Genomic DNA, 14,608 nt, shown 5'->3' on the forward strand with positions numbered 1-14,608 from the left:
ACACAGCTTAATTAGCAAATTTAATTTCAACTCTTTATATTCACAAGATAACTCAATAGTATCTTTCTCAAAATCTAGAGATTTCTTTATCCTCTACCTCATCACTAGTATATAACCTCGCTCTTTTTTCGACAAGATTCACTGTTTTTCAACAATCATTAGTGATATCTTCGTAGAAGTATATGTAAACTCTTATTTTTTAGGCCTCTTTATGAATACCCCTTTAGGGTCAATTTCTTCCCTTAATATTCTTAGAACCTCTAGCTCCGGTTCTTTGGCCTTTACTGCACGCGACACATCTATATCAAATCCTGTATTTTCTATTATTTGATCGAGCTCTACACCCGGATAGTATTCTGCTACATACATCCTCTTAGTATCAGGATCAAATTTCATTATTCCTAAATCAGTAACTACTAGCTGAGGTCCTCTATTATTCGGTAACCCCTTTTCTTTTCTTCCATTTGGTCCATCAATCCAACCTGGACTTGTCATGTAGTCAACCTTTTCAACGAATCTTCTTTTTTGATGTTGCATCATAATTATTGTATTGAAAAAGGTAGCTATTCCATTTGCTCCACCACTTCCAGTAAATCTTGTTTTAGGCTTATGATAATCTCCTATACAGGTTGAGTTTACATTTCCATATGGGTCTATCTGTGCTCCACCAATAAATGAGAGTAGGTCAATATCATCATATTTCCATGAATTTGTTTGAAATCCAAAGTACCTAAATTGCTCCCAAAGCACTGAAGCAGTGGCCATAAATCTTAGGTCACCTACACTGCTTGGTACTTCCTTTGGTTTACAATCTATTAATCCACTTTCAACTACTAAATGACAGTGAGGTGCATAGGTTTTTTTGGCAAGTGATGCTCCTATTAAAGGCAGGCCAGTTCCAACAACTACCGTCTGTCCATTTTTAATTTGTCTTGCAATCATTATGGCCTGTAACTCTTTATTTGTATAATTTTTCTCCATATTAACCCCTCCCTACTTCTGAGGATACTGCATAACCAAGACCTTCTCTAACTTTCAATTTATTAAGTCTTGACACCCCTAATTTTTCTAAATATTCTTCGTGGTTCTTTACTCCATAAACCCACTCATTTAAGAATTCCTCAAATTTCTCATCGTCCTTACTTACTTGATCATACATAACATAGAAATCACGATCATAGTCATAGTAGTTAAAGGCTTGGGATGGGTGGGCTCCATAAGGAACATGAACTACTGCGTCAGTTTTGAAGCAAGGTATATTATTTAAAGACGCATTATTCATTATTTCCTCTGGCTCAACTATTTCTTCACATGTTACAATGCAATACTTTGCTCCTAAGGCAATATCTAGGTCAATAAATTGTGAACCTTCAATTCTTATGGTTCCATCAATCGTTGCCTTTTGTGCATGGATTATTGCTACATCCAGCTTTGGTGTTGGAACTAAACATATTTTCTCCTCAGGGTTAAACGGATCCTCAGTGACTATTAATTTTTTATCAGGTAGCTTATCATGCTTGACTCTAATTTCTTCCGGAATTCCCCACTTCTCCACAAGGTCTGAACCAAGCATATGTTTAACTGGAACATATGGCAGACCTAGAGCTGCACCATGAAACATTATCGTCTGGACATCTAAGGAGTAATCTTCAAACAGTATTTTCTGTTCTTCAATAAATTTACGGAATCTTCTACTTACATTTGAATATCCTGAGTTTGCAGTGTAGCTATTAACATATGCTGTACATCTACCTGCACCTATCAGCATATCTACATCGCCTCCAGCAGGGCCTCCCTGTATGTACAGATTCTTAATCCCCTGACGTAGTATTTCATAAACTGCTGCATAGGGCTTCCTATTCGTTGTAAAACCACTAAATGCAATACTATCTCCATCCTTTACAAATTTTGATATTGCATCTTTCAATGTATAAAGCTTATTATCGCTAATATTAATCACCTTCTCACATTTTATTTCTGACTATAGAAGAACTATCTGCAACTGCTAATATAAATTAATGTAGAAAATCTTATCCCATATCATCCTCCCATATAATAAGTATTATTTTCTTTTATTCCACATCGTGAAACGTATTCCATTTAATTAGTAAAAAAATAACTGCCTTTTGTTAATCATAACTTATTCATTAAACTAGCTAGTTAATGAATAAAATCATTTCTATAAACTGTTATACTTCTAAGTTTAACAATTTATAAATGAAGTTAATATTTTAGATTTACTACCATTCTTGTGTTCCTTACTTGTAATCTTCCAATCTAATTTTATGAATATCATTCTCTTTTCGCCTAACTAATTCACAACACTCATTCCACTATAAGGAATATATTCCATTTGTGTATAGTGATTTATTCTACACACTTTTTTCAATTCCTTCTTTTTTTTAAATTTTTTTTATTTTTTTCAAAAAAAAAAGGGCTTTTCTAGCCCTCTCTTCCACCATCTATTTTTATTTTTACTTTTTTAATCTTAATATCTTTTCCTGATCTTTTAAGCGCCTCATCGGCTGCCATTATTATACCTGTACAACATGGTACTTCCATATGTGCAACAACTATGCCTGTGATATTATTTAACTTAATTATATTTGTAAGCTTATTTATATAGAACTCGATATCATCTAGCTTTGGACATCCAATTACTACTGACCTGTCTTTAAGCAAATCTAGATGGTAATTTGGATATGCAAATGGTACGCAGTCAGCCGTTATTAATAATTCTCTGTCATTAAAGTATGACGCATTCTCAGGTACTAATTTAAGTTGAACAGGCCATTGACTTAATTGAGGTCTTATTTTGATTTCAACATCACCAGTTGATACCCCTGTAGCAGCACCTTGACTTTTATTTCTCTTTATATGCATCGGCCTACTTCCTTGACATCCACAACCATGACCATGAGCCTTTTCTTTATGATGTACATGTGTATGCTCCTTTTTTTCTTCCTTGTGCTCTTCTACAGCTTTCTTATCAAATTCTTCAGCTTCTCTTTCAATAATCTCTATAGCATCTACTGGACAGTGTCCAATGCAATTTCCTATTCCATCACATAGATTGTCAGATACTAGTTTCGCTTTACCATCTATAATCTTTATTGCTCCTTCTGCACATCCTGGTACACATAATCCACAACCAACACATTTGTCTTCATCTATCTTCATTATTTTTCTAATCGCCATATTAGCCACACCCCTTATTTGTATTTTCTAACTAAATTATAGCTAAAATACAAACAGGTTTATGTGATATATGTCAAATAAATAGTGTGATTTTAGTCACAGAGTAAAAAAGTTTTAGATTTTAATAATTCCTACCCACCCAATGTTACATCCTGCTTACCATACCATTCTAATGCTTCATAGAAGTGTTCCTTAGTAAAATTTGGCCACATATCATCTATAACATAGAAATCTGAATATATCGATTGAACAGGTAAGAAACCACTTAATCTCCTTCGTCCACCCCAACGTATTATTAAGTCTATCCTGCTTATATCGCTTGAATATATTCTATTAGAAATATTCTCTTTACCACGTTGTATATCCTCATTATTTTTTATTAGGTTCTCTAAATCCCAATGCCAGCCATAATTAACTAGAAAATTAACTCTCATATCTCCATTTCCAAAATCTTTTCTCGTGGTATATTCCTTCAGCTCCTCTGGAAATTTAGGTGATTCAGTGTTCCCTACTACTAATAATGATGCATCTTCATTAGAAAGCATTTTAACTGCCTTTATACAAGCCTTAGTAAAGGCATGAGTTTGTATCTTGGGACGTTTTGTGTTGTCTGTAGTAAAGCCATAATAGGTTATCTCCTTAACCCCTGCTTCTTTACATAATCTAAATAGCTCAAGACCTGGATCTAATCCGTGGTCATAACCTTTTTCCTTTGATAGTCCCATATTTACTGACCATCTTCTATTTCCATCGGGTATAATTCCTATGTGGTTAGGAATTCTCATCGAATAACCTCCATTCACTCAATAAATACTATATAAGTTACGAAAAATCTATTACATTCCGAAGATTTAACATCCCCCAAAACGCTGACCGTCAGATCTCCTGAATGCAAGATGTTTATCGTATTATATATAACTAGTATTTTTGTCAAAATAGACCTAATTTATTCATAAAAAGCCTAACCCCTAGGACATAAAAAATGGGGTGCCTCATAAAGGTTTCTTATGAGCGCAGCCCCGGAGTGTTTTAGATTTTACGCGTTTGCATCAGCAGGTGGTGTAAAGGTTCTTTGAGCAAGCTCATTATCAAGCATCATAAGTCCTTTATATTCATCACCAATCATCTTGATTTTCTGGATAATCTTATTAAACATACTCATTTCTTCTACTTGTTCATCAATAAACCACTTCAAGAAACTAATAGTAGCATATTCTCTTTCATCTTGCGCTGTGTCCATTAGCTTATATATTCTATCTGTAACAACCTTTTCATGCTTTAGAGCTGCTTCAAATACATCTAATAATGAATTATATTCGTTTTGTGGTTCAGCATAGGCACCAATTGTAACTCTACCGTTTACTTCATTGATATAGTTATAAAGTTTTGAAGCATGGAATCTCTCTTCCTCAGTTTGAACTATGAAAAAGTTTTCGAATCCATCAAGATCAATTGATGCACAGTAAGCAGCCATAGCTAAGTATACATTAGCTGACTCATATTCAAAGTTTAATTGATCGTTTAGTTGATTAAGTAATTTTTCTGATACCATTTAAATTCCTCCTTATAACAATTATTTGCTATCGTCTTGACAGCTATTTCTCCTATAGTATGTACATTTAAAATAAATCTATAAGAATAAATTACCATACATACTAATAATATATTATCTATACAGTGTTTACAATATGTAAGTTACGAAAAAAAGTAAGATCCCTATCCTATTTATATTATATAGATAAAATTATTAAACCCGGATTATTCATGAAAAGTTTGAAAGGGTACAAGTAGTTTTGAATTTTTCATGAATAATCTGGGCTAAAATAACCTATTTCATAGATACCCATTTAGGTAAATCTAACCCAATTTATTCGTAGAAGATTCAGAATTTTTTTTCTGTGTTTTTCTAATCTATTTTAAACACTTTTTTTCAACCAGAAAAGTTTTTTGGGGATTAATAGTTTGATTTGAGGAATCATAAGATATATAATAATTAGATAGTTTAAGTTCGAAAGTGGGGTATGTATTTATGATAGCTATTAATGATGTATTAATAAGAATAATTCTTTCCTGCATCCTAGGTGGTCTTATTGGTATTGAAAGAGAAAGCGTAAATCGGCCCGCAGGCTTTAGGACACATATCCTTGTATGTATGGGAGCTACTTTAGTGATGCTCACCGGAATATTTATGTTCAATACCTATAGTGATGTCTCAGATATAGATCCCACAAGGCTAGGTGCCCAAGTCATTAGTGGTATTGGTTTTCTCGGTGCCGGAACTATTATGAGAGAAGGTTTAACAGTTAAGGGTTTAACTACTGCAGCTAGCCTATGGGCTGTTGCATGTATTGGCTTAGCTACCGGGAGTGGCTTCTATTTGGGTTCTGTAGTAGCTACTGTATTTGTATTTATTATATTATTTTTCTTCTCAAAATTCGAAAATTATGTTAGTAAAAAGCACAATGAAATCTACCTTAAGGTTATAACCATCAACAAACCAGGTCAAATAGGTAAGATTGGAACTGAGCTCGGTAGAATGAATATTTCAATTGTTAATATTAAATTAGAGACAATTGATGATAATACGATTGCAGTTCTCTTAATTGCTAAAATACCAAGAAATGCAATTGTTGCTGAAGCTATTGAGAGGTTGTTATACTTAGAAGGAATAGAAACTGCCGAGCTTATGTAAACGAGGAACAGATAGAGATTTTAGCCGTTAGCATTTATTACTGTTATTCTATAAAGAAAGCTACCAATTTTGATATTGGTAGCTTTTTTATTAGACTTTAAAACCTGTATCCACCTCAAGCTTCTTTACTTAAAATCACTTCAACATTATATTCTTGGTCCTTATCAACCAGAGGTATATATTTTTCCCCGGTCTCTTCACCATCTATTAATACTGACTTAACGTTTCTATTCACAGCATCCGGGTTTGTTACTTTTATCTTGTAGGTTGCTTTTTTATGTTTATACTCTATTTCATACTCTTTCCATTCCTTTGGTATACATGGGTCTATAAATAATTTATCCTTTTCTTTTCTAAAACCAAGTATACTTTCTAAAGCAACTCTATACATCCACCCTGATGTTCCAGTGTACCACGTCCATCCACCTCTTCCAACATGGGGACTAACGGCATATACATCGGCTGCAACCACATAGGGCTCAACCTTATAGGTGTTAGATTCTATAGATGTTCTAGAATGATTGATTGGGTTTATCATACTGAAAAGTTCTGCAGCTTTATTCCCTTCTCCCATCTCTGCGAAAGCCTTAATTACCCAGGTAGCCGCATGGGTGTATTGCCCTCCATTTTCCCTTACACCTGGAACGTATCCCTTAATATATCCAGGATGTAAATCACTGTTATCAAAGGGTGGAGTGAAAAGAAGAATCAAACCTTCATCTCTTTTTATAAGGTATTTTTCCACCGAATCCATTGCCTTTTCTATTTTAGCTTTGTCTCCTGCCTTAGATATAACTGCCCATGATTGTGCCAGGGAGTCAATCATACACTCTGTATTCTCTATCGAACCTAGTGGAGTACCGTCATCGAAGTATGCTCTTCGGTACCAAGCACCATCCCAAGCATTCTTATCTATGTTCTTAGATATATGCTTTGCGCTATCTCTATATCTTTTTTCCCTATCAAAGTCCTCTATCTCTGAACATATACCTGTAAATCTCATTAGGGTATAATAGATGAACCATCCAAGCCAGATGCTCTCACCTTTACCCTTGTTTCCAACGGTACTCATTCCATCGTTCCAGTCTCCTGAACCCATTAGAGGTATTCCATGTTCTCCATATTTCAGTGATCTGTCAATAGCCCTTATACAATGCTCATAAACAGTTCCCTTCTCCTCTGAAATCCTTGGGATTCCATACCTTTCATCCTCATGCTCACCTAACGGCTCATCTTCTAGATAATGAACGACTTCATTTAGAATATCTGAGTCACCTGTATGTCTTATGTACTCAGCAGTTACAAATGGCAGCCACAGTAAATCATCGGAGAACCTTGTTCTTATACCCTTTTCCCCTGCACCAGGGTGCCACCAATGCTGTACATCGCCTTCCACAAATTGATGTGCACAATGCAGTAATATCTGGTCCTTAGTTGCCTCGGGCATAACGTATATACTGTTCATAACGTCCTGGAGCTGGTCTCTAAAGCCATATGCTCCACCGGACTGATAAAAGGCTGATCTTGCCCATATTCTGCAGGCAATTGTTTGATACATCAGCCATTGATTAAGTAATAGATCCATTGAAAGATCAGGCGTCTTAACCTTTATTGATCCTAAAACTCTTTGCCAGTATTCCTTTACTTCATCTAAAGCTCTATTACATTTTTTTAAGCTTCTGTACTTTTTAACTATATCATTTACTTCATCGATTTCTTTAGAATGCCCAAATAGGAATGCTAATGACTTTTCCTGGTTTGGCTCTAGGGTTATATTTATCTGCATTGCACCGCAAGGATCAAAGCCTACTCCGACATTATTTGAAAAGCCATGTCTCCTCAGAGATTCCGGATTGCTCAAATTATTCTTTCCTATAAATTCTTCCCTGTCACCTGTATATGAGACGATTTTCTCAGTTGAACTCATGAAAGCTATTCTATCTGGGAAGTCAGAATTATATGAATTTCTAAATGTTAAGTAACCAGTATCATTGTCAAATTCAGTTTTTATATATTGTTGTGTAAATTGTTCACTTGTGCCAAGGCTTGGTTTTACATAGTATATGATTGATAATTTTCTCTTTCCAGTTGAGCTATTCTTAAGCTTAACCATATTTAATTTAACAGGCTCTTCCTTTGGAGAAAAGAGTGTCAACCTTTGCTCTATTCCATTACTACAATGTTTAAAGCTTGAGTAGCCAATACCATGACGTACTATATAGCTTTCTTTCTCTCTAATAGGTAGTGGCGTAATAGACCACAGTTTGCCACTTATTTCATCTCTTATATAAATGATCTCTCCTGGCGGATCAGAAACTGGATCGTTTGACCAAGGACTTAGTTTATTTTCCCTACTGTTTTCCGCCCAGGTAAATCCACTTCCATTTTCAGTTATGTTAAAACCGAAATCTCCGTTTGAGATAACATTGATCCATGGCGCTGGTGTATTTACACCTTCTTTTAACTTAATTACATATTCCAAACCATTCTTTGAGTACCCTCCATATCCATTAAAGAAGTTCAAATCTAAGTCTTCGTCCTTATCTAGATATGTAATGTTTTCATCGGCGAATTGTTTTTCCTCTGGAATACTATCATTAATATCTGATATTCTAATTTGAGATTTTATTGCTCCTTTATCACCTTTAAGGATAATTCTAGCAACTGTATAGAGTAGTATTATATCTTCCCAAGGCATTACACTTGCATTTCTAATAAATACTCCTCCAGATCTGTCTAGTACATGATTACCATATTTCGTGAAAACAATCTCCTTAAGTAGCTCCTGCATAGGCTGATAATAGTTGCTTTCATCTTCGTTTAGAATAACTAAATCTACCGATAAACCCTTTACTCTCATGTATTCATGGGCCTTAAGGGCTTCCTTCACTACTTCTGTCTCATCGGCTTTTTTAACACTCACAAGGATTATAGGTAAATCTCCAGATATTCCATAGGCCCACAATGAAGACTGACCTTTAACATTCTGACTAATAATCTCACTATTTTTTCTTCTATTAGGACTGAGAAAAACAACTTGCGACATCATATCTTGATATATCTCTAACTCTTCTTCCGATAGATTGAGGTATGTAGACTCAACCTGACTTCTTACATTAGCCAATTGGAAGGCTCTTTCTATTGAGTTTAGATCATTATATTTTTGAGACAACTCAATTGCATTATCTCTATCCTTTGCAATTCCGGTTATATAGGAAACCGATACTGCCTTACCCGGCTCTATTTTTACACTTCTTCTTAGACTCATAATAGGGTCCAAGATAGGTCCTGTTGAGTTCTTCAAAGACTTTGTTAAGGCTATAGGGTTCCATATGTTTCTACTTCTTCCAAGAAAATTTCCTCTGTTAGTTTCATATTCTAGATTTCCTACCTTTTCACCATCGACAGTGATTTTGTGCAACATCCATATTGTCTCTTTGCCTTCTACTCTAGGTCTTCTTGAAGCAATTAGACTATCATATTGTGAAACCATTTCTGTCCTTATAAACAAGTTACTAAATGCTGGGTGAGCAATATCTGCTGCTTGATGGGCTAAAACTATTTCTAAATAGCTAGTTAGCTCAATTAGTACTGACTCTTGCCCATGATTAGTTAATGTAACCTTTCTAATTTCCACATCATCTTCCGTAGAAACAACTATCTCTGTACGTGAATCTATATTATCCTCGGTTCTTATAAACTCGGCTTTATCTAGCGAAAACTTAACTTTATATCCATCAGGTGCAGTGTTTAATGGATCGAAGGATGTAGACCATATTTTATTTGAATTTAAGTTCTTTACAAATATATAGTTTCCATATCTTCTTACCAATGGATCTTCTCTCCATCTAGTTACCTGGAGATCCTCTCTCTTACTATATCCGCTTCCACCATCGGTAATTACGGTAGAATATCTTCCATTGGTCAATATATGGCACCTTGGAATAGGATGACCAAGGTCGCTGAATTCTCTCTCAAATCTAAGTGGCTCTCTGTTTCTTTCCTTAAAGGGTTCAATATATTCTTTGTATTCTTTAGTAATAATCTTTCTTACAGGAATCCTTTCCTGAAGAAGAATCTTTGCTGACTCTATCATCGGATCAGAATGAAATCTCTCCTGCATGATATCGTCATTCAAATAATTATTTAAGGCAATAAAGCTCATACCTTGATGATGGGCCATAAAACTCTTAATTACAGCTCTATTAGTATTAAATGGAACCCTCTGAGGTGTATAGTCAATGGCTTCATAGAATCCATACTCGCCCTCTACTCCATCCTTTATAAGTCTGTGAATATTTTTCATTGCTGAATCACTCTCATAGGGAAGAGCTAATATTGTTGAATACGGAGATATAACCATATCCCTCATTAGACCTCTTTTAAGTCCTAGATCGGGTACTCCAAAGGCCTTATACTGATAATTTAAATTCATGTCAAAGGCATAATATCCTGACTCCGATGTACCCCAAGGAGTGTTTCTCTTTTGTCCATAGATCTTTTGAGCATTAACTACTGTAGAGTAGGTTTCATCAAGCAAAGTATTTCCATAGGTTTTCATTATAAGTGGCGGCATTAGATATTCGAACATTGTACCAGTCCACGATACTAAAGCCCTATAATGATTAATCTCTGATAAAGCTCTACCGAGTTTAAACCAGTGTCTCATAGGAATTTCTTTTCTTGCTATTGTTATATAACTTGCCAACCTCGCTTCCGATGCCAATAAATCATAGTATGAATTTGTCATCTTTTCCTCTAAAACATCATATCCGATAGAAAAGAGATTTCTCTTGCTACTATACAGCGGAGTAAAATCCATATCCTCAATTAATTTTTCTATTCTTCCAATAAGACTACTTATAATATCGAAATATCTTTCACTATTGCTACTTAATATATTTAACTTTTCTTTAACCTTAGCAAGACCTTTGTCATCGCTATTTTTCCCTTTATTTGCTATACTTGCCAAGGCACTATATTTATAATTTAGCTCTGCTAGGGACATATCTTCTAACTCTGTTTCTTCAGTTTCTAAAATATAACTTATCCTTGAATATGGCCTTTTTTCTGCAAGGCTCACAAGTTCTTTATATGTACTTCTGTCCATTAGGAGCATATCTATATCTTTTTTAAAGCCTTCTATCATTTTAACGAATTTTTTATCCCAGCTACTATCTCCATACTCAGCAGCTGCTAAGGATTCAAGTATCTCGGAGTACTTTTCTAATGTCATTTCTTCTTCAGTAAAGCTTTCAAGTAGCTTTGTTAAAGTTTCATCCTTTTCTTCTAGTAAATCAAAGGTATCCCTAATCCCCTGTAAATTTTTATTGATATCTATTACCTTTGAATCTAATAATTCCTTAAGACCTTCCTTTAAGGTAATTAAGTAGCCAAGATAATTACCACTATCAACTGTTGAAATATAAAGAGGTCTTAAAACCTCTAATGTTTCTGTATTATACCAATTAAATAGATGACCCTTCCAGGTTTCAAGTCTTTCAATAGTAGACAATGTTTTATTTATGTAATCAACTAAATTTATGGTTGAAATATATCCGAAGTCCCTTGCCGAAAGTATTGATATTAACAAAAATCCTATATTTGTTGGTGACGTTCTATGTGCTACTCCATTGTCTGGGTCTTCTTGAAAATTATCTGGAGGAAGATAGTTATCCTCTTCACTAGCGAAGTCTTCATAATATGCCCATGTTTTCCTAGCAATTCTTCTTAATATTTTTCTATCCTCATCAGTTAATTCTTTTCTTTCGTCAACTTCATGGCTAAGATTGTGGGCTATAATTGGAGAAAACATCCACAAAAGACCTATTGGTATTGCTAGGAAGCCATTTATCATATTTGTATATAATCCCAGAACCGCAGTTAAAACGGCTACTACTATTGATATTCTCATCCTTTTAATCGAGCTCTGAATATCGTTTGTTAATGACCTTTCCACATCGGCTGCCGTTACCCACTCTAGAAGATTTTTCTTTGATACTTGAACTCTATATATGGTTCTTATTATTGCATCTAGCATCATAAATGCTCTATGTGGTAAAAAAATAAATAATATACAAGCCTGATACAAAGGTTCTTTTATACCATAAACAATATCTGCATTTACGTTTTCTCTTATCGTTTTATAGTTTCTTGAAATCAAGAAGTTTATAAATTCTAATAAAACAGGAAATCCCATTGTAAATAATATAATAGCCAGCCAATAAAATCCATTCCCAGGTAGAATAGTTAATCCCAAAATTATAGTTAGCAGCTCTGCAATTGGAAGAATACTTCTTCTAAGGTTGTCAAGGATTTTCCATTTACTGAGGGAAGAAAGTGGATTTTTTGTTTTCTCGCCTATTCTATTTGTAATGGTATTGCCAAGCCATGGCAATAGCTGCCAATCACCTCTAGTCCATCTATGAGATCTCATAATATATGAGCTATATTTAGATGGGTAGCCATCAATAAGTTCAATATCCGTCGCAAGTCCAGCTCTTATATAGCTTCCTTCAAGTAAGTCATGACTTAATATGGAATTATCAGGCACTTCATCCCTCAAAACCCTATTGAAAAGCATTACATCATATATACCCTTTCCAGTAAAGCTGCCCTCACTAAATAGATCCTGATATACGTCGGATGACGCAGTGGTATAGGGATCTATTCCTCCTTGGCCGGCAAAGATTCTGGTAAACCTTGAGCTATTTGCGCTTTCTATGTCTATACCAATTCTAGGCTGTATTAACCCAAATCCGCCCGTTACTATTCTTTTGTCCTCATCATATCTAGCTTTGTTTAAGGGGTGACTGATTGCTCCTATAAGTCTTTTTGCTGAATCCAGGGGAAGGTTTGTATCAGCATCTAGAGTAATTACATATCTTATTTTGCTGAGTTCTTGTGTATCTCCTGAAATTACATTATAAGTTGTATCCTTTGATCCCATTATTAATTCATTAAATTCAACTAACGCCCCTCTTTTCCTTTCCCACCCCATCCATTTTTCCTGACTCTCACTATATTGCCTTCTTCTATGGAAATAGTAAAATATATCATGCTTATCAGAATACTTTCTATTTAGCTCCTTTATACCCCTTAGAGCTTCATCAACTATGGGCTTATCGCTTTTTTGAATTTTATTTTCTGAATCTTTAAAATCTCCAACTAAGGCAAAGTATAGATTCTTTTCTTTATTTCCTAAATAGTACACCTCAAGCTTTCTAATAAGTTCATAAACAGTCTTTACAGAAGGGAGTAAAGTTGGTATAACTACTATGGTAGAAGCCTCTTCTTCTACTCCATCTCTATATTCAAGCTTGGGTATAAATGATGGTGAAACTACCTTTGTGGCAATCCAGTTCACAAGTTTTACTGCCACATCACTAAAAGGAATCAAGGTTACTAACCCCGCTAATATACCGATCCATATTGACTCCGACAGCCTATATGAGCAAAAGGCCACAATAAAAGAAAGTACACCTGTTAAAATAAGAATTGGTGTTAAGTAAGTAGATAATGGATAATTGTGTAGATATATTCGTGGTGCATTGCAGTCCAAAGTTTTCAGTAATTCTTCTCTGCCTTCGTCAATTATGTAATAACCTACGTGCTGTAATCTTATATCCTCTTCTCCGTTACCAAACATCTCACAACATTCTATTGCTTTTCTAGCAATCTTGGTTTCCTGAATTCCACATTTCATAGAAATTTTTTCTATCATATGTCTATAATAATCTCTGGAGTCAAAATCCATTTTTTCATAGAGCTTTGCTGGATCTTCTCTTAATATGTCTTCGACAATAGACAGTTTTTCAAAAATATCATTCCAATCAATTGTGGATATTATATTAAGACTTGTTATGGCATTCCCTATAGAAACTTTCTTACTAGCCTGTTCCTTATGCTCAATCTCTATTACCTTACCAAGTGTAATGTCATATTCAACTAATTTCCTTTTAATATAGTCAATAATCTCTCCTGATTCTACTCCTTTTTTTCTAAGTCTTCTAAGAAAGTACTCAATATAGGTTGTATTGACCTTCTCCATTCCCTCTAATTCATCCTTTAGGGAGCTTAGCATCTGCTCTTGGTCATCCCCTTGAGTACTTTCAACTTTTTCTAATTGCAGCTGAGTTGTATCAATCTTTTCGCATACATTTCTTATCACTTCTATTAAAGCCGTTCTAACCATCAATGATAAAGACCATATCTCAGCTATTGATAACACAGTATAGATTTGATATGATTTAACAAAATTTATAAGGGATTCTTCATCTAATCTACCATCGGTATGTGAGATTAAATCTAAAGCTATGGCATAGGCCCTTGGATAACCCTTTAAGTATCCATTATCCAATGAATACAACTTTAAGAATTTTTCTCTTGCTAACTCCTGTCTGATCACCTTAACCTGTTCTTCTATTTTATAAAAGTTGTCAAGCAACCACTCAACCGCTGGTAAAAGTTCTTTCTGTCTAGAGTCCTCTTTATTGAATTTCTGATAAATTGAGCTAATAATCTTATAATTGCTGTCAAGTCTTGCTAAAAGAGGCCTAATTGACTTTGGTTTTTTAGAAACCCTATGTACTTTTCCTAATTCTTCAGCATGATTTTTTAATTCTTCATTGTTTAATATTATATCTCTTAGCTCCAGTCTTTCATCATAGGCTAAATATGTAGATTTGCTCAAAATCATACTTGTTCATTCCTTTCTTA

Annotated in this window: 7 protein-coding genes; 1 reads left to right on the top strand and 6 read right to left on the bottom strand. The window is 34.5% G+C overall.

The genetic code is table 11. The annotated features are described in order from the left end of the window. Positions 1 to 192: 192 nt before the first annotated feature. The 5 genes from gctB to R9X47_RS04295 form a co-directional block, all read right to left on the bottom strand. Positions 193 to 981 (bottom strand): glutaconate CoA-transferase subunit B, encoded by a 789-nt coding sequence (gene gctB, locus R9X47_RS04275; RefSeq protein ID WP_432665480.1) that lies wholly within the window; start codon positions 979 to 981, stop codon positions 193 to 195. Position 982: 1 nt separating this feature from the next. Further along, complete coding sequence (locus R9X47_RS04280; RefSeq protein WP_432665481.1) at positions 983 to 1,960, bottom strand: CoA transferase subunit A; 978 nt, start codon at positions 1,958 to 1,960, stop codon at positions 983 to 985. Between the two features lie 482 nt (positions 1,961 to 2,442). After that, positions 2,443 to 3,198, bottom strand: a complete 756-nt coding sequence (locus R9X47_RS04285) for an ATP-binding protein (RefSeq protein ID WP_432665482.1) — start codon at positions 3,196 to 3,198, stop codon at positions 2,443 to 2,445. Positions 3,199 to 3,329: 131 nt separating this feature from the next. Continuing rightward, positions 3,330 to 3,983 (bottom strand): polyprenyl diphosphate synthase, encoded by a 654-nt coding sequence (gene uppS, locus R9X47_RS04290; RefSeq protein ID WP_432665483.1) that lies wholly within the window; start codon positions 3,981 to 3,983, stop codon positions 3,330 to 3,332. A 251-nt stretch (positions 3,984 to 4,234) separates the two neighbouring features. After that, entirely contained in the window at positions 4,235 to 4,750 is a 516-nt protein-coding gene (locus tag R9X47_RS04295) for a ferritin (protein ID WP_432665484.1), read from the bottom strand. Positions 4,751 to 5,227: 477 nt separating this feature from the next. On the opposite strand from R9X47_RS04295, the gene R9X47_RS04300 reads away from it, so the two are divergent. Beyond that, the gene (locus R9X47_RS04300; RefSeq protein WP_432665485.1) at positions 5,228 to 5,890 is read left to right on the top strand and encodes an MgtC/SapB family protein; all 663 of its coding nucleotides are present in this window, start codon (positions 5,228 to 5,230) and stop codon (positions 5,888 to 5,890) included. 115 nt (positions 5,891 to 6,005) lie between these two features. Here the strand turns inward: R9X47_RS04300 and R9X47_RS04305 are convergent, their stop codons facing one another. Beyond that, the gene (locus tag R9X47_RS04305; RefSeq protein ID WP_432665486.1) at positions 6,006 to 14,588 is read right to left on the bottom strand and encodes a GH36-type glycosyl hydrolase domain-containing protein; all 8,583 of its coding nucleotides are present in this window, start codon (positions 14,586 to 14,588) and stop codon (positions 6,006 to 6,008) included. Between the last annotated feature and the right edge of the window lie 20 nt (positions 14,589 to 14,608).

Source organism: Wukongibacter baidiensis, assembly GCF_050888315.1.
Lineage (GTDB): Bacteria > Bacillota > Clostridia > Peptostreptococcales > Caminicellaceae > Wukongibacter > Wukongibacter baidiensis.